Below are 24,105 nucleotides of genomic sequence, written 5' to 3'. Positions count from 1 at the left end.
CCATGACCGACAAACTCATCATTTTCGACACCACCTTGCGCGATGGCGAGCAGTCGCCTGGGGCCTCGATGACCAAGGACGAGAAGCTGCGCATCGCGCGCCAGCTCGAGCGGCTCAAGGTCAACGTGATCGAGGCAGGTTTCGCCGCCTCGTCCAACGGCGACTTCGAAGCCGTGCGCGCGATCGCGCAGGCGATCAAGGACAGCACCGTCTGTTCCCTCGCGCGCGCCAACGACCGTGACATCTCGCGCGCCGCCGAAGCGCTGAAGGGCGGCAACTCCACCCGCATCCACCTCTTCCTCGCGACGAGCGCTTTGCACATGGAGAAGAAGCTGCGCATGACGCCCGACCAGGTGTTCGAGCAGGCCAAGCTCTCGACCCGCTTCGCGCGCAACCTGACGGAAGACGTGGAGTTCTCGCCCGAGGACGGCTACCGCTCCGACCCCGACTTCCTCTGCCGCGTGCTCGAAGCCGTGATCGACGCGGGCGCGACCACGCTCAACATTCCCGACACCGTGGGCTACGCCATCCCCGAGCTGTACGGCAACTTCATCCTCAACTTGCGCGAGCGCATTCCCAACTCCGACAAGGCGATCTGGTCGGTGCACTGCCACAACGACCTCGGCATGGCCGTCGCCAACTCGCTGGCCGGCGTGAAGATCGGTGGTGCGCGCCAGGTGGAATGCACGATCAACGGCCTCGGCGAACGCGCGGGCAACTGCGCGCTGGAAGAGATCGTGATGGCCGTGCGCACCCGCAAGGACTACTTCGGCCTCTCGCTCGACATCGACGCGTCGCAGATCGTGCCCGCCTCGCGCCTCGTCTCGCAGACCACCGGCTTCGTGGTGCAGCCCAACAAGGCCGTGGTCGGCGCCAACGCCTTCGCGCACGCTTCGGGCATCCACCAGGACGGCGTGCTCAAGGCGCGCGACACCTACGAGATCATGCGTGCCGAAGACGTGGGCTGGACGGCCAACAAGATCGTGCTGGGCAAGCTCTCGGGTCGCAACGCCTTCAAGCAGCGCCTGCACGAGCTCGGCATCGAGATGGAGTCCGAAGCCGAGATCAACGCGGCCTTCGCCAAGTTCAAGGAGCTGGCCGACCGCAAGAGCGACATCTTCGACGAGGACATCCTCGCCCTCGTGATGGACGAGTCGGTGACCACCGAGCACGAGCACTACCGGCTGCTGGCGCTCTCGCAGCGCTCCGAGACCGGCGAGCGCCCGCACGCCCGTGTGGCCTTCGCGGCCGGCGAGCAGGAGCTGCATGCCGAAAGCGATGGCAACGGCCCGGTCGATGCCAGCCTCAAGGCGATCGAGACGCAGGTGAAAAGCGGGGCGGAAATGCTGCTTTATTCGGTGAACGCCATCACCTCGGGCAGCACAGAATCCCAGGGCGAGGTCACTGTGCGGCTTCAACACGGCGGGCGTGTGGTCAATGGCGTCGGGTCCGATCCCGACATCGTCGTCGCGTCAGCCAAGGCCTACCTCTCGGCGTTGAACAAGCTGCACAGCAAGAGCGAGCGCGTGGCTGCGCAGGGGTGATATTTCTCACAAACCTGACAACTCCTAGGTCTGACTTTAGGAAAAACGCGCAAGTTTTTGATCTTGCGAGGGTTTTTTCGTTGACCTACACTCGGGCGACCGAGCGTGAAAGGCAGTTGTTGTGGCGCGTCTCACTCAAAAATCAGTGTCGTTGTTGTTTCGTGGCCTGGTGACCGTGGTGCTTGCCGCCTGCCTGCCCTTGTCGGCCGGTGCGGCTGGCAAGCCCGCTAAGAAGCGCGCCGCGGTCGTCTCCAAGGCGCCGGCCAAGTCGAGCAAGGCCGTGGCGGTGCGTAGCGTCAAGCGTTCCAGCGTGCGTCTGCGTGCTGCGCGTGTGGTGCCCGCTCGTCCTTCCTTCGGGCAGATCGCTGGCCTGCACAGCGCCACTGACCCCCTCGACCTCAAGTCGAGCGTGGCCCTGGTGATGGACCAGGACACCAACGAAGTGCTTTTCAGCAAGAACCCGCAAGCGGTCTTGCCGATCGCTTCGCTCACCAAGCTCATGACCGCGCTGGTCGTCACCGAAGCCAAGCTGCCGCTGGACGAGGTGCTGACGATCAGCCAGGACGACGTCGACACCGAGAAGGGCAGTCGCTCGCGCCTCACGGTCGGCACGCAACTCACCCGCGGCGAGATGATGCATCTCGCGCTGATGTCGTCGGAAAACCGCGCCGCACACGCGCTCGGCCGCCATTACCCGGGTGGGCTCGATGCGTTCGTGGCCGCGATGAACCGCAAGGCCGTCGAATTGGGCATGCCGGCGACCAAGTACGTCGAGCCCACCGGCCTGTCGAGCCGCAACCAGTCGAGCGCACGTGACCTCGCCACGCTGGTGAAGGCCGCGCATCACTATCCGCTGATCCGCGAGCTGTCGACGTCGCCGGAGCATCAGGTGGCCGTCGGCCACCGCAACCTGCAGTTCCGCAACACCAACGGCCTCGTGCGCGACCCCGACTGGAACATCGGCCTGCAAAAGACCGGCTACATCTCCGAAGCCGGCCGCTGCCTGGTGATGCAGGCGCAGATGGCGGGTCGTCAGCTGATCATGGTGTTCCTCGATTCGGCCGGCAAGTATTCGCGCATCGGCGACGCCGAGCGTGTGCGCAAGTGGGTCAACGAGCACATCACCGCGGCTGCGCCGGTGCGTGCGACGCCCACGATGCCGTCCATCGTGTCGCCCCTCGTCACGCCGCTTGTGACGCCGCTCGTGCCGGTGGTGCCCGCTGCGGCACCGGCGGTGACGCCTGTGGTGCCGGCGGCCGTCTCGCTGCCCGAGCCCGCGAGCGAGAAGGCGCGCGAGACGCTCGAAGTGCCGAAGCTCACGTCCTGAGCCGGCGCAGAAGTTCAAGCAAAAGAGCCCGGCACTGCCGGGCTCTTTTGCTTTGAGGCGGGTGGCTCAGGCGCGGTGCCCGAGCGCCGACGAGATCTGCGATGCCGTGGCTTTCAGGCGCTCCAGCCACGCCTCTTCCAGGCGGTCGGCTGGGGCCGAAATCGACAAGCCGGCCACCAGCTTGCCCTGGTCGTCGAGGATGCCGGCGGCCATGCAGCGCACGCCGAGCTCCAGCTCTTCGTCGTCGCGCGCGGTGCCGTACTGCAGCACCTTCGAGAGCTCGCGCTCCAGGTTGCCGATGTCGGTGATGCTGTTGCGGGTATGGCCGGCCAGGCCGGTGCGCGTGGCGTAGGCGCGCACGCGTTGCGGATCGTCGTGCGCGAGGAAGAGCTTGCCGACGGACGTGAGGTGCAGCGGCGCCCGGCCACCCACCGCGCGGACCACCTGCATGCCCGAGCGCTCGCTGTAGGTGCGCTCGATGTAGACGATCTCGTCGCCCTGACGCACCGAGAGGTTCACCGGCTGGTGCGTGAGCTTGTGCAGCTCGCGCATCGGGCCCAGCGCGGCGTCGCGCACGTCGAGGCGTGCTTTCACCAGGTTGCCCAGTTCGAGCAGGCGCATGCCAAGCCGATAGCTGCCAGCTTCGGGCCGGTCGACATAGCGGCCGACGGTCAGGTCGTTCAGGATGCGGTGGGCGGTGGAGGGGTGCAGTCCGGTCTGCTCGCTGATGAGCTTCAGGGAGACCGGGTCCTGGTGCGAGGCCAGCAGGTCGAGCAGCGAGAACATGCGCTCCAGCACCTGGATCGCCGGCTTTTGATCCTCTTTGCTTTTCATGCGGGGATTTTCACCCGATTCACGCTCGTTTTGCATCGCGAAAATCAGACGACCATGCCGGCCGCAAGCCCGGAGCGGGTCGCACCTTCGAGCGTGGCCGGGTAGGGGCCTTCGACATAGTCACCCGCCGCCAGGAGACCGGCCGCAATGTGCTGCGCCGGACGGCGCAGGCCGGGCGTGCAGAGGAAGGTCGCACGCTTCTCGGTGGTGGTGCGCAGCGCTTGCAACGGCAGGCCACCGAAGGCGGCGTGGGCTTGCTGCAGGGCGGCTTGTTCGACGGCTGCCATGCCGCGCGCCACCCATTCGGCCGCGCCGCTGACCACGAAGGCGATCACGCCATCGGGCCCCCCCAGCGCGCCGAGGTCGAAGGCGAACTGCGCGGGATGCACGTCGTTGCTGCGCAGGGCCATCATCGGTTGCGGCAGGCGCTTCGGCGTGGGCTGCTTCGCGTAGACCGTGACGATGGGTTCGTAGCGCAGCTGGGCGGCCTGGGCCGACCACTCGGGCGCGATCGGGGCCGTCAACCGAGCGGCTTCGTTGGCGGTGCACGCCAGCACGACCGCATCGAAGCTCGCGCCATCGAGTTGCCAGCGCCCTTGGTCGGCCACGAGGCGCTCCACGCGGGTCGACACGTGCACCGTCGCACCCGATGCCTTGAGCCAGCGTGCCGCGGGGGTGGGCCAGAGTTCGCTCAGGCGTTGCCGTGGCAGGAGCAGGTCGGCCGAGCCGGGGCCGGAGAAGAGGGCGTCTTTCAGCACACGCAGGAACACCGCAGCGCTGGCCTGAGGGGCCGGTGTGTTGAGGGCGGCGACGCACAGCGGGTCGAGCAGCTCGTCGCGCACCTTGGCCGGAAGGCGCGCGGTGAGCTGCGACACGGTGAGCTGCGGATCGCAGCGAAACCGTCGCAGCGCCCACCCGGTCGATGCCATCAGCATGGCTTGCTTCTCGCGCCAACCCCAGCCGGGGTAGCGCATCACCGCCGAGGCGAAGGTGATGAGGGGCGAGCCCGCTTGCAGCTGCAGCCCCGCGCCATCGGGATAGGTGACCTTCAACGGCGTGCGCAGCAGTGCCCGGTCGAGGTCGACACCCACGAAGCGCATCAAGGCCAGCGTCTGCGCATAGGCGCCGATGAGGATGTGCTGGCCGTTGTCGAGCAGGGCGTCGCCGAAGTCGACGGCACGCGCGCGGCCGCCGAGCTGCGGCGCCATCTCGTACAGCGTGACTTCATGCCCGCGGCGTGTGGCCTCGACGGCCGCCGCCAGCCCGGCCCAGCCGCCGCCCACGACGGCCACCCGCCGCGCTGCGGCCATCAACGGCCTCGCCAGTTCGTGCGGGCGGCGATCCACAGCTTGCGCACGGGCGTGAGCGAGATGCGCTGGTGCAGCACCTGGAAGCCGCCGGCCTCGATCTCGCGCAGCAAGGTGCGGTAGATGTTGGCCATCATGAGCCCGGGCTTCTGCGCCTTACGGTCGGCCTCGGGCAGCAGCGCGACGGCTTCATCGTAGAGGCGGTGCGCGCGTTCGGCCTGGAATGTCATCAGCGCAGTGAACCGCTCGCTGTAGCCGCGGTTGAGTACCTCGTGCGCCTTCACGTCGAACTGCTGCAGCTCCGACACCGGCAGATAGACGCGGCCACGGCGCGCGTCGTCGCCCACGTCTCGGATGATGTTGGTGAGCTGCATCGCGAGGCCGAGCTTGTGTGCGTACTGCACCGTCGAGGCCTCGCTGCGGCCGAAGATGCCGGAGGCCACCTCACCCACCACGCCGGCCACGAGGTGGCAGTAGCGCTCAAGGCCCGGGAAGTCGAGGTAGCGGCTCTGGTCGAGGTCCATCTGGCAGCCGTCGATGACGGCGATGAGGTGCTCGGCGCGGATGTCGTAGTCGGCGATATGCGGCATCAGCGCCTTCATCGCCGGATGGCTCGGCTGGCCGCCAAAACTCGTGGCGACTTCCTTGCGCCACCACGCGAGCTTGGTCGCGGCGACGCCGGGGTCGTGCACCTCGTCGACCACGTCGTCGACCTCACGGCAGAAGGCGTAGAAGGCGGTGATCGCCGCACGCCGGGGCGGCGGCAGGAAGAGGAAGGCGTAGTAGAAGCTCGACCCGCTGGCCGCCGCCTTCTGCTGCACGTATTGCTCGGGCGTCATGGGCGGGCCTCCCGCAGCGAGGCGGCCGTGCCGGGCTTCATGCGCAGGGCGCGCCAGAGCAGCAGGGGCGCGTCGTACCAGCGCAGCGTGGGGCGGATGTGCAGGGTGTCGTGGTGCACGTGTTCGATCTTCTCCAGGATGCGCAGGCCGCCTTGCACGACGAGGCGCAGCTCCCAGCCGGCGCGGCCGGGAATGGTGTGGACGAGCGGGGCCCCTTCCAGCATCAGCCCCCGCGCCCAACCCACCATCTCGGCGACGACGCGGCGCACGGCCGGCGAGTCGTCGCGGGCCAGCAGCGCGGTGAGCCGGATGCCGTGCCGCGAGAGGTCGGCCATCGGGATGTAGGCGCGGCCGCGGGTGGTGTCGACGCTCAGGTCCTGCCAGAAGTTGATGAGCTGCAGCGCGCTGCAAATGGCGTCGGACTGCCGGAGCGCGCCGGCATCGCGGATGCCGTAGAGGTGCAGCAGCAGGCGGCCCACGGGGTTGGCCGAGCGGCGGCAGTAGTCGAGCACGCCGGCGCGGTCGGCGTACTGGTGCTGGTGCACGTCTTGTTCGAAGGCGGAGATCAGGTCTTCCAGCAGGTCCAGCGGCAGTTGGTGCTGGTCGAGCGTGCGCTTGAGCGGCGTGAAGACGGCCGACCAGCGAGGCGACGGGGTGCGGCCTTGCGCCACGGACCTCAGTTCGGCGCGATAGGCCCGCAGCGCAGCGGTGCGTTCGGCAGGAGACACGTCGCCTTCGTCGGCGAGGTCGTCTGCCGTGCGGGCGAACCAATAGATCGCGGCGACGGCCGGGCGCAGCGACGGCGGGCACAGCACCGAGGCGACCGGGAAGTTTTCGTAGTGGTCGATGCTCATGAGAGGCGCGCATTGTCGCCGTGCCGGCTTGTCATGCCGACGTCGGCATTTGCCGCATCCGGCGCCTCGCGACGAGCAAAAGTCGTTTGACAGGCCCGGGTTTGCCTGAATACATTACTGACCAGTCAGTCAGTTGCTCGAAACCTGTCCTGCCGAGGTCCCCCATGCGTCACACCCTGCTCGTTCCGTTGCTCAGCGTGGCCGTTCTGGCCGCTTGCACCAAGGCCGAACCTCTTTCCGCGCCGGTTCGCGCCGTGCGAACGATCACCATCTCGACGGAGAGCGCGGGCGGTGCCTATGAATACGCGGCCGAAGTGCGGGCGCGTACCGAGTCGAGGCTGGGCTTCCGCGTGGGCGGCAAGATCGTGCGCCGTGTCGTCAACGTGGGCGACTCGGTGAAGGCCGGGCAGGTGCTGGCCCAGCTCGACCCGCAGGACCTGAAGCTCGGCCAAGCCGCGGCCCAGGCTTCCCTGGTGGCGGCCCAGGCGAACCTCGACCAGACCCAGGCCGACTTCAAGCGCTTCAAGGAACTGCGCGACCAAGGCTTCATCAGCTCGGCGGAACTCGAGCGCCGCGAGACGGCGCTCAAAGCCGCGCAGGCCCAGTTCGACCAGGCCCGCGCGCAGGCCAGCGTGCAGGGCAACCAGGCCGGCTACACCACGCTCGTGGCTGACGCCAACGGCGTCATCACCGGCGTCGATGCCGAGCCCGGCATGGTGGTGGCAGCCGGCGCGCCGGTGGTACGCCTCGCCCACGACGGCCCGCGCGACGTGGTGTTCAACGTGCCTGAAGACAAGGTCAACCTGCTCAAGAGCCTCGCCTCGCAGCCGGGGCGCCTGAAGGCACGGCTGTGGGGCTCGACCGACACATTCCCGGCGCAGATCCGTGAAGTGGCCGCTGCGGCCGACCCGGTGACCCGCACCTTCGCCGTGAAGGCCGACCTCGGCCAGACGCCGGCCACCGCTGCCGTGCGCTTGGGCCAGACCGCCACCATCGTGGCCGAGCTGCCGCGCCAGCCCGGCGTGACCAAGCTGCCGCTGTCGGCGCTGCGTGAAGCGCAGGGCGCGACGAACGTGTGGGTGGTCGACAAGACGACCATGACCGTGGCGCTCAAGAAGGTGCAACTCGCGGGGGCCGAGGGCAACGATGCGGTGATCACCGGTGGTGTCTCGCCGGGTGACGTAGTCGTGACCGCCGGCGTGCATGTTCTCAACCCCGGCGAGCAGGTCAAGTTCTACGTCGACCCGAGCGCTCCGGCGACGGCCTCGGCCGACATCGGCACCCCCGTGGCCGTGAAGTGAGCGAGGCTGGCGTGAGCGATGCATCTGGCGCTGTGCGTGCGGCGCGGTTCAACATCTCGAAGTGGGCGCTGGAGCACCCGGCGCTGACACGTTACCTGCTGGTCATCCTCATGGTGCTGGGCCTCGCGGCCTACTTCCAGCTGGGGCAGGACGAAGACCCGCCGTTCACCTTCCGCGCGATGGTGGTGCGGGCCTACTGGCCCGGCGCCACGGCGCAGCAGGTGGCCGAGCAGGTGACCGACAAGCTCGAGAAGACGCTGCAGGAGGTGCCCTACGCCGACAAGATCCGCAGCTATTCCAAGCCGGGCGAGACGCTCATCATCTTCCAGCTGAAGGACTCCACGCCGCCCAAGGACGTGCAGCAGATCTGGTACACGGTGCGCAAGAAGGTGGGCGACATGCGCGGCACCTTGCCGGGCGGCGTGGTCGGGCCGTTCTTCAACGACGAGTTCGGCGATGTGTATGGCTCGATCTATGCACTGTCGAGCGACGGCTTCAGCTACGACGAGCTGAAGGAGCACGCCGACCAGGTGCGCCAGCGCCTGCTGAAGGTGAAAGACGTCAACAAGGTCGAAGTCTTCGGCGCGCAAGACGAGAAGATCTTCATCGAGATCTCGCAGAAGCGCCTGGCGCAGCTGGGCATCGACTTCAATGCGGTGCTCGCGCAGCTGGGCCAGCAGAACGCGGTGGAGTCGGCCGGCGTCATCAATGCGCCCACCGACTATGTGCAGGTGCGCGTGGGCGGGCAGTTCAACTCGGTCGAGCAACTGAAGAACTTCTCGATCCGCGCCAACGGCGCGAGCTTGAAGCTTGGCGACATCGCCGAGGTCAAACGCGCGTATGTGGACCCACCGCAGGTGAAGGTGCGCCACCAGGGCAAGGAGGTGATCGCGCTCGGCATCTCGATGGCCAAGGGGGGCGACATCATCGAGATGGGCCAGTCGCTCAAGAAGGCGACCGATGCAATCCGCGACGACCTGCCGGCGGGCATCACGATGCACCAGTTCCAGAACCAGTCGACGGTGGTGGCGCGCTCGGTCAACGAGTTCGTGGGCGTGCTGATCGAGGCGGTGGTGATCGTGCTGGCGGTGAGCTTCGTGAGCCTGGGGCTGCACTTCAAGCCGCTGCGGCTCGACTGGCGGCCGGGGCTGGTGGTGGGCATCACCATTCCGCTGGTGCTGGCCATCACCTTCGTCACGATGTTCTATTGGGGCGTGGGCCTGCACAAGATCTCGCTCGGCTCGCTGATCATCGCGCTCGGCCTCTTGGTCGACGACGCGATCATTGCGGTCGAGATGATGGTGCGCAAGCTCGAAGAGGGCTACGACAAGGCGCGTGCGGCCACCTTCGCGTATGACGCGACGGCGATGCCGATGCTGACCGGCACGCTGATCACGGCGGTCGGCTTCCTGCCGATCGGCTTGGCGAAATCGACGGTTGGCGAATACACCTTCGCTATCTTCGCTGTGACGGCTGCGGCGCTCTTGATCTCGTGGTTCGTCTCGGTCTACTTCGTGCCCTACCTCGGCACGGTGCTGCTCAAGACCAAACCGCATGCCCGCGGTGAAGGCGAGGCCGACCAGCCGCACGAGCTCTTCGACACCCCGTTCTACACGCGCTTCCGTGCGTTGGTCGACTGGTGCGTGAGGCACCGCTGGATCACCATCGGTTTGACCGTCGGCACGCTGGCGCTGGGGATGGTGGGCATGAGCAAGGTGCAGAACCAGTTCTTCCCCGACTCCAACCGGCTCGAACTGCTGGTCGACCTGTGGCTCCCGGAGGGCTCGTCGTACAGCGCCAACGAGGTGATCACGAAGAAGGTCGAAGCGCGCCTGATGAAGCTTGAAGGCGTCGACCACGTCACCACCTGGGTGGGCAGCGGCGTGCCGCGCTTCGCGCTCGTGCTCGACCAGATCTTCCCGCAGAGCAACGTGAGCCAGATCGTGCTGCTGCCCAAGGACCTGGCCGCACGCGAGAAGCTGCGGCATGAGCTGCCCGGGCTGTTGGCCACCGAGTTCCCCGAAGTGCGTGCGCGGCCCAAGCTGCTGCCCAACGGGCCCCCGGTGCCGTACCCGGTGCAGTTTCGCGTGGTCGGGCCCGACCCGGCCAAGGTGCGCGCCTATGCCGACGAGGTGAAGGTCATCATGTTGAAGAACCCCAACATGCGCGGCGTGAACGACAACTGGAACGAGTCGGTCAAGGTGCTGCGCCTGGAGGTCGACCAGGACAAGGCGCGGGCGCTGGGTGTGTCGAGCCAGGCCATCGCCCAGGCGGCGCGCACGCTCAACAGCGGCACCACCGTCGGGCAATACCGTGATGGTGACAAGCTGATCGACATCGTGCTGCGCCAGCCGCTGGAAGAGCGCAAGGCGATCACCGACCTCGCAAACGCCTATGTGCCGACCACCACCGGCCGCAGCATCCCCCTGAGCCAGGTCGCCAAGGCGAACTTCGTGTGGGAGCCCGGCGTGCTGTGGCGCGAGAACCGCGACTACGCGGCCACCGTGCAGGGCGACATCGTCGAGGGCCTGCAAGGCGCGACGGTGACGGCGCAGCTCGATCCGCTCTTCGCCCCCATCCGCGCCAAGATGCCCGCGGGCTACCGCGTGGAAGTGGCAGGTGCGGTCGAGGAGAGCAGCAAAGGCCAGGGCTCGATCGCCGTCGGCGCGCCGCTGATGCTCTTCATCATGTTCACGCTGCTGATGCTGCAACTGCAGAGTTTCAGCCGGGCGATGCTGGTCTTCCTGACCGGGCCGATGGGCATCGCGGGTGTGGCGGCGGCGCTCTTGCTGCTGAACCGGCCATTCGGGTTCGTGGCGCTCTTGGGCGTGATCGCGCTGATGGGCATGATCATGCGCAATTCGGTGATCCTCATCGACCAGATCGAGCAGGACCGTGCCCGCGGCGTGCCGACCTGGGACGCCGTGGTCGAAGCCTCGGTGCGGCGCTTCCGACCGATCATCCTGACAGCCGCGGCGGCGGTGCTGGCGATGATCCCGCTGTCGCGCAGCGTCTTCTGGGGCCCGATGGCGGTGGCCATCATGGGTGGCCTGATCGTCGCGACGGCGCTCACGCTGCTGGCCTTGCCTGCGATGTATGCAGCCTGGTTCCGCGTCAAACCTGCCGGGCAGGAGCAACACGCGGTCGGAAGGCTCGCCACAAGCGGCTAAAATCCGCGGTCCCCGAATTCGGCCGGATCAGTGTGACGGGGTCGCGCCAGCGACCCCGATGCACTTTTCAGGCACCCGCGCGGGTGGCGAAATTGGTAGACGCACCAGGTTTAGGTCCTGACGCCAGCAATGGTGTGCGGGTTCGAGTCCCGCCCCGCGCACCAGCCTTATCCAACCAGAGAGTCCCGTACACATCATGGCTGTCACTGTTGAAACCCTCGAAAAGCTCGAACGCCGCATCACGCTGACGCTGCCGGCCGACACCATCAACAACGAGGTGCAGTCGCGCCTGAAGCGCCTGGCCCGCACGGTCAAGGCCGACGGGTTCCGCCCGGGCAAGGTGCCGATGAGCGTCGTGACCCAGCGCTACGGCTACTCCGTTCACTACGAGGTGATGAACGACAAGGTCGGCCAGGCTTTCGAGCAGGCCACCAACGAAGCCAAGCTGCGCGTGGCCGGCCAGCCCCGCATCACCGAGAAGGAAAACGCGCCCGAGGGCCAGGTCGCCTTCGACGCCACCTTCGAGGTCTACCCGGAAGTGAAGCTCGGCGACATCTCCACTGCCGAAGTCGAGCGCATCAGCGCCGAAGTCACCGATGCCGCCATCGACAAGACCCTCGACATCCTGCGCAAGCAGCGCCGCACCTTCGCCCAGCGCGCCCAGGGCGACGCCGCCGGCGAAGGCGACCGCGTGACGATCGACTTCGAAGGCAAGATCGACGGCGTGCCCTTCGACGGCGGCAAGGCCGAAGGCTTCCAGTTCATCATCGGCGAAGGCCAGATGCTGGAGCAGTTCGAGAAGGCCGTGCGCGGCATGAAGGCCGGCGAGTCGAAGACCTTCCCGCTGCAGTTCCCCGAGGACTACCAGGGCAAGGACGTCGCCGGCAAGGAAGCCGACTTCCTGGTCACGTTGAGCAAGATCGAAGCGCAGAACCTGCCCGAAGTGAACGAAGCCCTGGCCAAGAGCCTGGGCATTCCCGATGGCACCGTCGAGTCGCTGCGCGCCGACATCAAGAAGAACCTCGAGCGCGAAGTGAAGTTCCGCGTGCTGGCCCGCAACAAGGCTGCCGTGATGGACGCCGTGGCCAAGACCGCCGAGCTCGACCTGCCGACGGCGCTTGTCGCCAACGAGACCGCCCGCATGATCGAGTCGGCCCGTGCCGACCTGAAGAAGCGCGGCATCAAGGACGCCGACAAGGCCCCGATCCCCGAAGAGATCTTCAAGCCCCAGGCCGAGCGCCGCGTGCGCCTCGGTCTGGTCGTCGCCGAACTCGTGCGCGCCAACAACCTGCAGGCCAAGCCTGAACAGCTGCAGGCCCACATCGAGGAAATGGCACAGAGCTACGAGAAGCCCGCTGAAGTGGTGCGCTGGTATCTGAGCGACCGTGAGCGCATGGCTGAAGTCGAAGGCGTGGTCATCGAGAACAACGTCACGGAGTTCGTGCTCGGCAAGGCCAAGGTCACCGACAAGGTTGTGCCGTTCGACGAGCTGATGGCCGGCTGATCGGGCTTTCAGCCAGAAGGAGAGGGCGCCAGCCGGCACGGCGAGGCGCCCTTTGTTTTTCCATCGATCGCATTTCTGTCGTGTCTCTCTTGAGGCGACATAATCAAGCCCAACCTGTAGGCATCACTTCTGAAGGACGCACACGCATGAGCGCGCTGGACACTCTGGGTTTGGGCATGGTGCCCATGGTCATCGAACAGTCGGGCCGCGGCGAGCGGGCCTACGACATCTACAGCCGCCTGCTGCGCGAGCGGATCGTGTTCCTGGTCGGCCCGGTGAATGACCAGACCGCCAGCCTGGTCGTGGCCCAGCTGCTCTTCCTCGAGAGCGAAAACCCCGACAAGGACATCCACTTCTACATCAATTCGCCCGGCGGTTCGGTGACGGCCGGCATGTCGATCTTCGACACGATGGAGTTCATCAAGCCCGACGTGTCGACCATGTGCGTGGGCATGGCGGCCAGCATGGGCTCCTTCCTGCTGATGGCAGGCGCCAAGGGCAAGCGCTTCGCGCTGCCGAACGCTCGCGTCATGATCCACCAGCCCTCGGGCGGCGCCCAGGGCCAGGCCACTGACATCGAGATCCACGCACGCGAGATCCTGAAGACCCGCGAGCAGCTCAACCGCATCTACGCCGAGCGCACCGGCCAGCCCATCGAGAAGATCCGTGCCGACATGGAGCGTGACTTCTTCATGGACCCGGAGGAGGCCAAGAATTACGGCCTGATCGACCAGGTGCTCAACAAGCGCGCCGGCCCGGCCACCAGCTGACGCGCAAACACAGGGCCAAGGCCCGTAACTGCAATCGAAACGGGGCCTTTTTTACCGCCAAGGCCCCGTTTTCTTTTGCTCTATCATCCCAACCAGCCTCTTCCACGCCTCGTGCGCCCCACTTAAATGGCCGAAAAAAAAGGCTCCTCCAGCGAGAAAGTTTTGTACTGCTCCTTCTGCGGCAAAAGCCAGCATGAGGTGAAGAAGCTGATCGCCGGCCCGTCGGTGTTCATCTGCGATGAGTGCATCGAGCTGTGCAACGACATCATCCGCGATGAGGTGCCGGCCGATACGCCGGAAGCTCGAGCCGCCAAGTCTGATCTGCCGGTGCCGGCCGACATCAAGGCCAGCCTCGACCAATACGTGATCGGACAAGACACGGCCAAGCGCACGCTGTCGGTCGCGGTCTACAACCACTACAAGCGCCTCAAGCACATGGCCACGTCGAAAGACGAGGTCGAGCTGGCCAAGAGCAACATCCTCCTGATCGGCCCCACGGGCTCGGGCAAGACGCTGCTCGCGCAGACGCTGGCCCGCCTGCTCAACGTGCCTTTCGTGATTGCCGACGCCACCACGCTGACCGAAGCCGGCTACGTGGGTGAAGACGTCGAAAACATCATCCAGAAGCTGCTGCAGAACTGCAACTACGACGTCGACAAGGCCCAGCGCGGCATCGTCTACATCGACGAGATCGACAAGATCTCGCGCAAGGCCGACAACCCGTCCATCACCCGCGACGTGTCGGGCGAGGGCGTGCAGCAGGCGCTGCTCAAGCTCGTGGAAGGCACGATGGCCTCGGTGCCGCCGCAGGGCGGTCGCAAGCACCCGAACCAGGATTTCCTGCAGATCGACACGACCAACATCCTGTTCATCTGCGGCGGCGCGTTCGACGGGCTGGAGAAGGTCATCCAGAACCGCTCCGAGAAGTCGGGCATCGGCTTCGGTGCCACGGTGCACTCGAAGAGCGAGAAGCGTGTGTCCGAGGTCTTCCGCGAGGTCGAGCCTGAAGACCTGATCAAGTTCGGCCTGATCCCCGAACTCGTCGGCCGCCTGCCGGTGGTCGCCACGCTGGGTGAGCTGACCGAAGACGCGCTGGTGCAGATCCTGACCGAGCCGAAGAACGCGCTGGTCAAGCAGTACCAGAAGCTCTTTGCCATGGACGGGGTCGAACTCGAGATCCGCCCCTCCGCGCTGAGCGCGATCTCCAAGAAGGCCCTGGCTCGCAAGACCGGCGCCCGCGGCCTGCGCTCGATCATGGAGCTCTCCCTGATCGACACCATGTTCGAGTTGCCCACGCTGGACGGCGTGGCCAAGGTGGTGCTCGATGAGCACACCATCGAAGAAAACGCCAAGCCCTTGTTGGTGTACCGAGAACAGGCCAAAGCCAGTGCCTGACGCCCCTCTGAGACTGAGGATCCTGAATAGCCTGTGCCTATCGGGCAGGTGTCTTGCAATTGATTCCTCGGGCCTTATGTGGGCCTGAGAAAGAGAGGTTCCTATGTCCGGACATCCTGTTTTGCCTGCTGAGCCCATCACCATGCCGCTGCTCCCGCTGCGGGATGTGGTGGTCTTCCCCCACATGGTCATCCCGCTGTTCGTGGGGCGGCCGAAGTCCATCAAGGCGTTGGAAGCCGCGATGGAAGCGGGTCGTCAGATCATGCTGGTGGCGCAACGCGCGGCCGGCAAAGACGAGCCCAAGCCCGACGACATGTTCGAGGTGGGCTGCGTCTCCAGCATCCTGCAGATGCTCAAGCTGCCCGACGGCACGGTGAAGGTGCTGGTCGAAGGCATCCAGCGCGCCAACACCCACAGCATCAGCGACAACGGCGAGCACTTCATGGCCGAAGTGACGCCGGTGCCGCCCGAGACCGACACCAAGCCTGAGATCGAAGCCCTGCGCCGCGCCGTGACGCAGCAGTTCGACCAGTACGTCAAGCTCAACAAGAAGATCCCGCCGGAGATCCTGACCTCCATCGCGGGCATCGACGATGCCGGTCGCCTGGCCGACACGATCGCGGCACACCTGCCGCTGAAGCTCGAGAACAAGCAGTCGGTGCTCGACCTCTTCGCCGTCGACAAGCGGCTGGAGAAGCTACTCGAACAACTCGAGCACGAAGTCGACATCCTCCAGGTGGAGAAGCGCATCCGTGGGCGTGTGAAGCGCCAGATGGAGAAGAGCCAGCGCGAGTACTACCTGAACGAGCAGGTCAAGGCGATCCAGAAGGAACTCGGTGACGGCGAAGAAGGCGCCGACATGGAGGAGCTGGAGAAGAAGATCATCGCGGCGAAGATGCCGAAGGATGCGCGCAAGAAGGTCGACGCCGAGCTGAAGAAGTTGAAGCTCATGTCGCCCATGTCGGCCGAAGCGACCGTCGTGCGCAACTACATCGACACGCTGATCAACCTGCCCTGGACGAAGAAGACCAAGATCAAGCACGACCTCGCACATGCCGAGGAAGTGCTGAACGAGGATCACTACGGCCTCGAGAAGGTCAAGGACCGTATCCTTGAGTACCTCGCGGTGCAGCAGCGCGTGGACAAGGTCAAGGCGCCGATCCTGTGCCTCGTCGGCCCTCCAGGCGTCGGCAAGACCTCGCTCGGTCAGAGCGTGGCGCGCGCCACCGGCCGCAAGTTCGTGCGCATGGCGCTCGGCGGCATGCGTGACGAGGCCGAGATCCGCGGCCACCGCCGCACCTACATCGGCTCGATGCCGGGCAAGGTGTTGCAGAGCCTCTCGAAGGTCGGCACGCGCAACCCGCTCTTCTTGCTCGACGAGATCGACAAGCTGGGCATGGATTTCCGTGGTGACCCGTCGTCGGCGCTGCTGGAAGTGCTCGACCCCGAGCAGAACCACACCTTCAGCGACCACTACGTTGAGGTCGACTTCGACCTGAGCGACGTGATGTTCATCGCGACGTCGAACTCGATGAACATTCCGCCGGCCCTGCTGGACCGGATGGAAGTGATTCGCCTGTCGGGCTACACCGAAGACGAGAAGGTCAACATCGCCACGCGGTATCTCTTGCCCAAGCAGCGCCAGAACAACGGCGTGAAGGACGAAGAGCTCGACGTCACCGAATCGGCGGTGCGCGGGATCATTCGCTACTACACCCGTGAAGCCGGCGTGCGTTCGCTCGAGCGCGAGGTGTCGAAGATCTGCCGCAAGGTGGTCAAGGGCCTGCAGCTCAAGACCTACACCGGCAAGGTGGTCGTGACCGAGGAAAACCTCAACGACTTCCTCGGCGTTCGCAAGTTCTCCTATGGCCGCGCTGAAAACGCGAACCAGGTCGGCCAGGTGGTCGGTTTGGCGTGGACGGAAGTCGGCGGCGACCTGCTGACGATCGAAAGCGCCGTGATGCCGGGCAAGGGCAACATCATCCGCACCGGCTCGCTGGGCGACGTGATGAAGGAGTCGGTGGAAGCTGCACGCTCTGTCGTGCGCAGCCGTTCACGCCGCCTGGGCATCAAGGACGAGCTCTTCGAGAAGCGCGACATCCACATTCACGTGCCTGATGGCGCCACGCCGAAGGATGGCCCGAGTGCCGGCATCGCGATGACCACGGCCTTCGTGTCTGCGTTGACGGGCATTCCGGTGCGCGCCGACGTGGCGATGACGGGTGAGATCACGCTGCGTGGTGAAGTCACGGCCATCGGTGGCCTGAAGGAAAAACTGTTGGCGGCTCACCGAGGTGGCATCAAGACGGTGCTCATCCCGGAAGAGAACACCAAGGACCTTCAGGACATTCCCGAGAACGTGAAGAACCATCTCGAGATCGTGCCGGTGAAGTGGATCGACCAGGTCCTCGAGGTTGCACTCGAGTCGGCGCCGCAAGCGCTGTCGGAAGAAGAGCCGCCGAAGGTCGACGCAGAAGCCGTGAAGAAGGTGGACGCGCCGGCTGCGAGTGGCGATTCGCTGAAGCATTGAGTTGAAAGCTGCTCCGGTCTTGCAGGCCGGAGCTTTTTTCATTTATACTTTCAGCTTCGGTTGATTCAAGCAGTTGAGTTGATCGGAACACGCGGGATTAGCTCAGTTGGTAGAGCGATACCTTGCCAAGGTATAGGTCGAGAGTTCGAGCCTCTTATCCCGCTCCAAATTCAAAAGGGAAGCTTCGGCTTCCCTTTTTGCCAAGGCGCCCAATGCCTTCGGCGGCAACAGTCAACGGCGCGGTAGCAAAGCGGTTATGCACCGGATTGCAAATCCGTGTAGGTCGGTTCGACTCCGGCCCGCGCCTCCAGACGCTTCGGCTCAGCCCTGAAAAAACGCCCCGTTCATCGGGGCGTTTTGCTTTGCGTGGTGCGCGCTCAACCGGTCATTCAAATGCCTGTACGGCGACCAGCTTGCCGTTGCCGGGCTCGAATTCGCAGCGGTAGTTGAACTGCACGAGGTTCATGCCCGGCGCACGCTGTACGGCACCAATGCCTTCCAGGCTGGCGCGGCCGCCGGGGGCGGGGCGCAGCTGGCGCGAGTCGGAGCCGAAGGCGATGCGGCCCACTCGCGGGTGTTTGCTCTTCAACGTGGCGGCGACAGCGGTTTCACACGCTTCGGGCGACACGCTCATGAGGTCGGGTTGCCATTCCTTCCCTTCGCTCGCGCGCAGGCCGCCAGCGTCGCGGAACACGATGCCCGAGGTCGCGCCTGTCTTGCTGTTGTAGGCACAGCCGTAGGTGAAAGGCGCCGACGCGCCGGCCGCGTTGCGGTAGCGGCCCGCGCCTTTCACGTCGGTCTCTTCGCCGGTCGTGGGCGACAGCATGCGCTTGTCTTTCTGGAACTGGACATCGCTCGCATCGCGGCCGCGCATCTCCTTGATGGTCTCGGTGACGGCGGCCTCGCAGCTCTCGGCGGCCTTGGCCGCATCGGCCGGTGTGGCGCCGTATGCGGCCGTGCTGCACACGATGGCGATGGCAGGGAAGAGGAGGGTGGTTTTCATCGAATGAACTGCTGAAGGCAACTGGCTGGGATGGTGTCGTGTTTTGCCGGTAGCGGCAAGAGAACGAGCCCTGAGCGTTTGGAGCGCCGACGCAGGCCGCGGTTCACCCAGTCTTCACACAAGGGCTCGCGGCTTCATCGCGGCTTCCCACGCCCGCGGGAAGCTCTCGTGCAAGCCGCCAAGTCGGGCGGCGCCAACCGGAGCTCAGAACCGTGACTGCCTCATCCCACCTCATCGTTCATGGCGGCGTGCCGCTGTCGGGCCGGATCGAACCGTCGGCCAACAAGAACGCGGTGCTGCCAATCCTCTGCGCGACCTTGCTCACGCGCCAGCCGGTGCACCTGCGTGGCGTGCCCGACATCACCGACGTGCGCAAGATCCTGCAGTTCTTCGAATCCATCGGCAGCGAGGTGCATGCCGACATGGCGCGGGGCATCGTCGGCCTGCACCACCGGCACAGCATGTTCGACGCGCGCCGCCACCGTCTGCCCTTGGAAATGCGCTCGTCCATCATGCTGGTGCCCCCGCTGCTCGCACGCTTCGGCGAGGCGCGCATCGAAGACGAGGTGAAAGGCTGCACGCTCGGCGTGCGCGAGATCGACCCGCACGTGGAGACCTTGCGCCACTTCGGCGCCCACATCGAGCCCGGCGAAGACGGCTTCGTCGTGCGCTGCGACGGCCCCTTGCGCGCCACGGAGCATTGGCTCGACTACGCCTCCGTCACCACCACCGAAAACTTCGTGCTCTGCGCCGCACTCGCCGGCGGCCGCTCGGTGTTGACCAACGCCGCCTGCGAGCCGCACGTGCAAGAGTTCTGCGAGTTCATGTGCTGCCTCGGCGCGCACATCGAAGGCATCGGCACCTCACGCCTGGTGATCGAAGGTGTCGATGCCCTCGGCGGCGCGGAGTTCAGGTTTGCCGAAGACTTCCACGAGGTGACAACCTTCTTGGCCCTGGGCGCGATCACCGGCGGGGAGGTGACGGTGCGCAACTCGCGGCCCGAGCACTTCCCGCTCATCGACCGCAGCCTCGCGAAGTTCGGCGTGCATGTCACGCACCGCGACGGGTGGTCTCATGCCCGCGTGCACGACGGGCTGCGCGTGGCCGAACCCTTCACCCGAAACATGCTGCAGAAGATCGAGGCGGCGCCGTGGCCCTATCTGCCGGTGGACCTGCTGCCGATCTTCATGGCGCTGGGTGTGCGCGCCGAGGGCAGTGCGATGTTCTGGAACAAGGTCTACGACGGCGCGATGGGTTGGACTTCGGAACTGTCGAAGTTCGGGGCGCATGTGTTCCTCTCCGACCCGCACCGCGCCATCAGTTTCGGCGGCCGGCCGCTCACGCCCGCGCAGGTCGACAGCCCCTACATCATCCGCGTCGCGATTGCCTTGCTGATGGTGGCGGCGAGCATCGAGGGCCGCTCGGTGATCCGCCATGCGGCGCCGATCCGGCGAGCCCACCCGCGCTTCGTCGAGAACCTCTGTGCCCTCGGGGCACGCATCGAATGGACCGAGCAGCCCTGAGCTTCAACGCCGTGGCGCGAGCCGCAGCGTTTCGCCGATCGCGATGGTGTGGAAGGCGTCGTGAGCGAGACCACGCGCCGTGCGCACGTCCTTCAGCACGCGTGGGGGTTCGTCGAGCGGCTCGTCGGTGAGCGCGAAGGTGCCCCAATGCACGCCGAGCGAGCGCTTGGCACCGAGGTCGAGGTGGATCTTCACCGCCTCCTCCACGTTCACATGCTGCCCGGCCATGAACCAGCGCGGCTCATAGGCCCCGATGGGCAGCAGGGCGATGTCGAAGCCGCCACCTTGGCCCGCCCCTTGCCGATCGGCGAGGCGCTCGCGGATGTCGGTGAAGTCGCGCGAATAGGCCGTGTCGCCGGCATAGAAGAGGTGGCAGTCGTCGGCCAGCACGGCGAAGCCGCCCCAGAGCGTGGCCATCCGGTCGTCGAGGCCTCGCGCCGACCAGTGGTGCGCCGGCAGCAGCATCACCTCCACCTCGCGGCCGTCGTGCCGCAGGCGGTGCGCGTCCCACCAGTCGAGTTCGACGGCGTGCCGCACGCCCCGCGTGGCCAGCCACGGCTTCAGCCCGAGCGGCACCACGAAGAGCGGTGGCCCCCCGGCCTGCCGGTGCAGGGCGTCGACCGACGCGCCATCCAGATGGTCGTAGTGGTTGTGCGAGACGAGCACGAGATCGATGCGCGGCAAGGCCTCGAGCGGCACGCCTGGCGGCTGGTGCCGCTTCGGCCCCGCGAACGACACCGGAGAGGCGCGCGTCGAGAAGATCGGATCGGTGAGCAAGGTGAGGCCGCCGATCTGCGCCATCACCGTGGCATGGCCGATCCAGGTGACGGACGGCTGCATCTGGTGGCGCGCGAGCGCGTTGCGCGTCAAGAACGCCACATCGGCCGGCACCTGCGGAATCGGCTCGCGCGGCGGCTTGGGCAACCCGTGGCGCGTCGCATCGAATCGCCATCGCAAGACCTCCGCCAGTGTCTTGGGCGTGAACTCGGTGTGCCGGTTCTGGAAGCCCTCGGGCCGGTGATGCGGCTTGGTCGGGTCGTAGTACGGGTTCTTCGGCATGGTGGTGTGCGCGCCGCGGCAGCATAGCCCAGGCATCCCAGGGGGCATCGTGGGCGATAGACTCGCGGCCACGATGTACGCCAAATTCTTCGGCCTGCGGCAAGAGCCGTTCTCCATCGCCCCCGACCCCCGCTACCTCTTCATGAGCGAGCGGCACCGCGAGGCGCTGGCGCATCTGCTGTATGGCCTGCGCGGCGGTGGTGGTTTCGTGCTGTTGACTGGCGAGATCGGCGCAGGCAAGACCACGGTGTGTCGCTGCTTCCTGGAGCAGATCCCCAAGCGCTGCAACGTCGCCTACATCTTCAACCCCAAGCTCACCGTCATCGAACTCCTGCGCACGGTGTGCGAGGAGTTCCGCATCCCGCTCGATGCCGAGCGCGTGCGCAGCGAGAGCGTCAAGGAATACCTCGACCCGATCAACGAGTTCCTGCTCAAGACCCACGCGGTCGGGCAGAACAACGTGCTCATCATCGACGAGGCGCAAAACCTCTCGCCTGAAGTGCTGGAGCAGCTGCGCCTCCTGACCAACCTCGAGACCAGCGAACGCAAGCTGCTGCAGATCATCCTCATCGGCCAGCCCGAGTTGCGCGACATGCTGGCCCGGCCCGAGCTCGAGCAGCTGGCGCAGCGCGTGATCGCGCGGTATCACCTCAAGGCGCTCACCGAGAGCGAGACGGTGCAGTACATCCGCCACCGCCTCGGCGTGGCGGGCCTGAGCGGCATGGTGCCGTTCGACCGTGCGGCGCGCAAACGCATCCACGAGCTGTCGCGCGGCGTGCCGCGCCGCATCAACCTGCTGTGCGACCGATCGCTTCTCGGCGCGTATGCCGAAGGCCGCTCGCGGGTGAACCGCGAGATGGTCGACCACGCCTCGGCCGAAGTCTTCGGCGAGGCCGACCGCCCGCTCTCCGCGGCCGTGAGCGGCTTCAACCGCAAGCCGGTTTACGCCGCTGCGGCCGGGCTGCTGGCGGGGGCGCTGCTCTTCGGCGTGGTGAGCTGGGTGCGCGACGGTGGCTCGGGCAAGACCGCTGCGGCTGCGGCGGCATCCGCCGTGCCCGCCAAGGCGGCCGTTGCGGCCACCGTGGCATCGCAGCCGGCTGCGGCGGCGTCTGCCGTGAAGCCTGCTCCCACGCTCACGCTCGACGGCTTGCGCAGCGAAACCCAGGCCATGCGCGAACTCGCGGCCGCCTGGAAGACGCCCCTGGCCGAGGCCGACCCGTGCGGCACCGCCGCGCGCCAGCAGCTGCAATGCTTCAAGAGCGACGACGGGGGCCTGGCCATGCTGCGCGCGCTTGACCGCCCCGGCGTGCTCACTGTCTACGACGACGCGGGCAAGCCCGTCTACGTGTTGCTGATGTCGCTCGGGGCCGACAGCGCCACCCTGCGCGGGGCCGGCGGGGCGACGCAGACCGTGCTGCTCTCGGCGCTGGCCAAGTCGTGGCGGGGCGAGTTCGCCACCCTCTGGCGCACGCCACCGGCCTACGTCGGCCGCGTGCCGGTGGGCCAGAACGGCCCGGTGGTCGACTGGGTGGCGCAACAGGTCGCGCGTGCGCAAGGCGAAGCCCTGCCGAACACGCCGGGCACGCTGGATGCCGCGCTGCAGGAGCGCATCGCGAATTTCCAGCTGGCACATGGCCTCAAACCCGATGGCCGGGTGGGGCCGATCACGCTGATGCACCTCAACCGGGTCGCAGGGGTCGACGAGCCCCGGCTGCTGCCCACCGTGGCGTCGAACTGAAAGGCGGCCGATGTCTTACATCCTTGATGCGCTGCGCAGGGCCGATTCGGAGCGGGAGCGTGGTGCCGTGCCCAGCCTGCACAGCAAGCAGATCGCGCATGGCGTGGCCGATGGCGACGACGGCGATGAGCCCGCGGGCCGCTCGGTGCAGCCGCTGTGGTGGGCCGTGGGTGGCTTGTCGCTGGCCCTGGTGGGCATGGCTGCCTGGCTGGTGCTTGGGCGCTCGGCGGTGGAGCCCGAGCCGGTGCGTGTCGCGCCGCCCGTGGCGCAAGCGCCGGTGCTGCCAGCGCCGTCCCCCGTGCTCGAAACCCCGCCCGCCGCCGCACCGCAGCCCGCTCCAGAGCCCGTGGCGGCACAGCCGGCGCCCGTTGAACGCAAGAGCGTTCCGGTGTCGACGGCGCCCGCACGAGTCGCCGCGGCACCCAAGCCCGCTCCCAAGCCGGCAGAGAAACCCGTGGCGGCAGCCCCTGCCGCACCGCGCGACGAAGACACGCCGGTGCCGTCGATCTCCGAGCTGCCGGACGACATCCGCCGTCAACTGCCGACGCTCTCGGTCAGCGGAGCCAGCTACTCGAAGAACCCGGCCAGCCGCATGCTCATCCTCAATGGGCAGGTGTTCAAGGAAGGCGACAGGGTCGCCAACGACCTGGTGCTGGAGCAGATCCGCCTGAAGAGTGCGGTGCTCTCGTTCAAGGGGCGGCGCTACAGCGTCAGTTTCTGAGGGCGGGCCGACCTAGAATCCGCAGCCATCTGCCAGCCGGCGTGGCGAAATCGGTAGACGCAAGGGACTTAAAATCCCTGCTCCTCATGGAGGTGCGGGTTCGAGTCCCGCCGCCGGCACCAAGCACGAAGAGCCTTCGAACCCTGCACACCCGCTGCAGGGCGCGCGTGCATCACATCCCCCTCTGCCTCACACCCGCTTGCTGCGCCCGACCGGGCTCGGCGCCTTGACGCGCGCGAAGGCCTTGCGGTCTTGGGCGCTCTTGTCCCACTGGCGGGCGATGCTGCCGCAGACCAGGTCGCACAGGGCGTACACCGACTCGTCGGCGATGCGGTAGTAGACCGCGGTGCCGCGGCCTTCACGTGTCACCAGGCCGTGTTTCATCAGCAGCGCCAGGTGGCGCGAGATGTTGGCCGAGGTGTAGCCGCAGGCCGTGGCCAGCTCGCCGACGTTGTGTTCGCCGCCGCGAAGCAGATTGAGGATCTGCAGGCGCGTCGGTTCCGACAGCGCCTGGAAATAGGCGGCGACCTGCGCCAGCGCCTCGGGAGTCAAACCTTGCATGCTCGGGCACAGAAGTGTGGAGGGTGGTGAATCATGCCTCATCGAAGCCTCTTCGGTTGTCGTGTGGCTACTTGACTATTTAACTATTTGCGCAAATACTATCATTTAAATGAACCGGAGCAAAC

18 protein-coding genes and 4 tRNA genes are annotated in these 24,105 nt (G+C 66.4%); 15 read left to right on the top strand and 7 right to left on the bottom strand.

Going from position 1 to position 24,105, the window contains the following annotated elements; genetic code table 11:
* Positions 1-2: 2 nt before the first annotated feature.
* Together KF892_05255 and pbpG are read left to right on the top strand one after the other, a co-directional pair.
* Positions 3-1,544, top strand: coding sequence for a 2-isopropylmalate synthase (locus KF892_05255; GenBank protein ID MBX3624398.1), 1,542 nt, complete (start codon positions 3-5; stop codon positions 1,542-1,544).
* Between the two features lie 121 nt (positions 1,545-1,665).
* On the top strand, positions 1,666-2,871 hold the full coding sequence (gene pbpG / locus KF892_05250; GenBank protein MBX3624397.1) for a D-alanyl-D-alanine endopeptidase: 1,206 nt from the start codon (positions 1,666-1,668) through the stop codon (positions 2,869-2,871).
* A gap of 66 nt (positions 2,872-2,937) precedes the next feature.
* Here pbpG and KF892_05245 read toward each other — a convergent pair whose 3' ends face one another.
* From KF892_05245 to hpnC, 4 genes are read right to left on the bottom strand one after another with little or no spacing between them, the layout of a single operon-like run.
* Complete coding sequence (locus KF892_05245) at positions 2,938-3,705, bottom strand: IclR family transcriptional regulator (protein MBX3624396.1); 768 nt, start codon at positions 3,703-3,705, stop codon at positions 2,938-2,940.
* 44 nt (positions 3,706-3,749) lie between these two features.
* Positions 3,750-5,015 (bottom strand): hydroxysqualene dehydroxylase HpnE, encoded by a 1,266-nt coding sequence (gene hpnE, locus KF892_05240; protein MBX3624395.1) that lies wholly within the window; start codon positions 5,013-5,015, stop codon positions 3,750-3,752.
* Positions 5,015-5,851: a presqualene diphosphate synthase HpnD gene (hpnD, locus tag KF892_05235; GenBank protein MBX3624394.1), complete on the bottom strand. Its 837-nt coding sequence runs from the start codon at positions 5,849-5,851 to the stop codon at positions 5,015-5,017. Before hpnD ends, hpnE begins: the two co-directional genes overlap by 1 nt.
* Positions 5,848-6,705: a squalene synthase HpnC gene (hpnC, locus tag KF892_05230; GenBank protein ID MBX3624393.1), complete on the bottom strand. Its 858-nt coding sequence runs from the start codon at positions 6,703-6,705 to the stop codon at positions 5,848-5,850. The genes hpnD and hpnC overlap by 4 nt, the downstream gene beginning before the upstream one ends.
* 164 nt (positions 6,706-6,869) lie before the next feature.
* Between hpnC and KF892_05225 the strand changes: the two genes are divergently transcribed.
* From KF892_05225 to KF892_05185, 9 genes are all read left to right on the top strand, one after another.
* Positions 6,870-8,006, top strand: a complete 1,137-nt coding sequence (locus KF892_05225) for an efflux RND transporter periplasmic adaptor subunit (GenBank protein MBX3624392.1) — start codon at positions 6,870-6,872, stop codon at positions 8,004-8,006.
* Between the two features lie 32 nt (positions 8,007-8,038).
* The gene (locus tag KF892_05220; GenBank protein ID MBX3624391.1) at positions 8,039-11,176 is read left to right on the top strand and encodes an efflux RND transporter permease subunit; all 3,138 of its coding nucleotides are present in this window, start codon (positions 8,039-8,041) and stop codon (positions 11,174-11,176) included.
* 77 nt (positions 11,177-11,253) lie between these two features.
* Positions 11,254-11,340, top strand: a tRNA-Leu gene (locus KF892_05215).
* 32 nt (positions 11,341-11,372) lie between these two features.
* Positions 11,373-12,680, top strand: a complete 1,308-nt coding sequence (tig, locus tag KF892_05210) for a trigger factor (protein MBX3624390.1) — start codon at positions 11,373-11,375, stop codon at positions 12,678-12,680.
* 176 nt (positions 12,681-12,856) lie between these two features.
* A complete protein-coding gene (gene clpP, locus KF892_05205) occupies positions 12,857-13,450 on the top strand; it encodes an ATP-dependent Clp endopeptidase proteolytic subunit ClpP (protein MBX3624389.1) in 594 nt (197 codons plus the stop codon).
* A 126-nt stretch (positions 13,451-13,576) separates the two neighbouring features.
* A complete protein-coding gene (gene clpX / locus KF892_05200; protein ID MBX3624388.1) occupies positions 13,577-14,845 on the top strand; it encodes an ATP-dependent Clp protease ATP-binding subunit ClpX in 1,269 nt (422 codons plus the stop codon).
* 103 nt (positions 14,846-14,948) lie between these two features.
* Complete coding sequence (gene lon / locus KF892_05195; protein MBX3624387.1) at positions 14,949-17,375, top strand: endopeptidase La; 2,427 nt, start codon at positions 14,949-14,951, stop codon at positions 17,373-17,375.
* A gap of 91 nt (positions 17,376-17,466) precedes the next feature.
* A tRNA-Gly gene (locus tag KF892_05190) sits at positions 17,467-17,542 on the top strand.
* Between the two features lie 69 nt (positions 17,543-17,611).
* Positions 17,612-17,685, top strand: a tRNA-Cys gene (locus KF892_05185).
* Between the two features lie 75 nt (positions 17,686-17,760).
* Here KF892_05185 and KF892_05180 read toward each other — a convergent pair.
* Entirely contained in the window at positions 17,761-18,378 is a 618-nt protein-coding gene (locus KF892_05180) for a hypothetical protein (protein ID MBX3624386.1), read from the bottom strand.
* 212 nt (positions 18,379-18,590) lie between these two features.
* Here KF892_05180 and KF892_05175 point away from each other — a divergent pair, with 212 nt between their 5' ends.
* A complete protein-coding gene (locus tag KF892_05175) occupies positions 18,591-19,901 on the top strand; it encodes a UDP-N-acetylglucosamine 1-carboxyvinyltransferase (protein MBX3624385.1) in 1,311 nt (436 codons plus the stop codon).
* 3 nt (positions 19,902-19,904) lie between these two features.
* Here KF892_05175 and KF892_05170 read toward each other — a convergent pair whose 3' ends face one another.
* Positions 19,905-20,960 (bottom strand): MBL fold metallo-hydrolase, encoded by a 1,056-nt coding sequence (locus tag KF892_05170; GenBank protein ID MBX3624384.1) that lies wholly within the window; start codon positions 20,958-20,960, stop codon positions 19,905-19,907.
* Between the two features lie 73 nt (positions 20,961-21,033).
* Here KF892_05170 and KF892_05165 point away from each other — a divergent pair, with 73 nt between their 5' ends.
* The 3 genes from KF892_05165 to KF892_05155 all read left to right on the top strand — a co-directional run bounded on the left by KF892_05165 (position 21,034) and on the right by KF892_05155 (position 23,541).
* Positions 21,034-22,698, top strand: a complete 1,665-nt coding sequence (locus KF892_05165; protein ID MBX3624383.1) for an AAA family ATPase — start codon at positions 21,034-21,036, stop codon at positions 22,696-22,698.
* Between the two features lie 10 nt (positions 22,699-22,708).
* A complete protein-coding gene (locus tag KF892_05160) occupies positions 22,709-23,419 on the top strand; it encodes a general secretion pathway protein GspB (GenBank protein ID MBX3624382.1) in 711 nt (236 codons plus the stop codon).
* A 35-nt stretch (positions 23,420-23,454) separates the two neighbouring features.
* A tRNA-Leu gene (locus KF892_05155) sits at positions 23,455-23,541 on the top strand.
* A 67-nt stretch (positions 23,542-23,608) separates the two neighbouring features.
* Here the strand turns inward: KF892_05155 and KF892_05150 are convergent.
* Positions 23,609-23,980 carry a helix-turn-helix transcriptional regulator gene (locus KF892_05150; protein MBX3624381.1) on the bottom strand — a complete coding sequence of 124 codons (372 nt, stop codon included), beginning with the start codon at positions 23,978-23,980 and terminating at the stop codon, positions 23,609-23,611.
* Between the last annotated feature and the right edge of the window lie 125 nt (positions 23,981-24,105).

This window comes from Rhizobacter sp. (assembly GCA_019635355.1).
Lineage (GTDB): Bacteria > Pseudomonadota > Gammaproteobacteria > Burkholderiales > Burkholderiaceae_C > Rhizobacter.
Note: the sequence above shows the minus strand (reverse complement) of the source record. Positions and strands in the feature narration are given on the sequence as shown.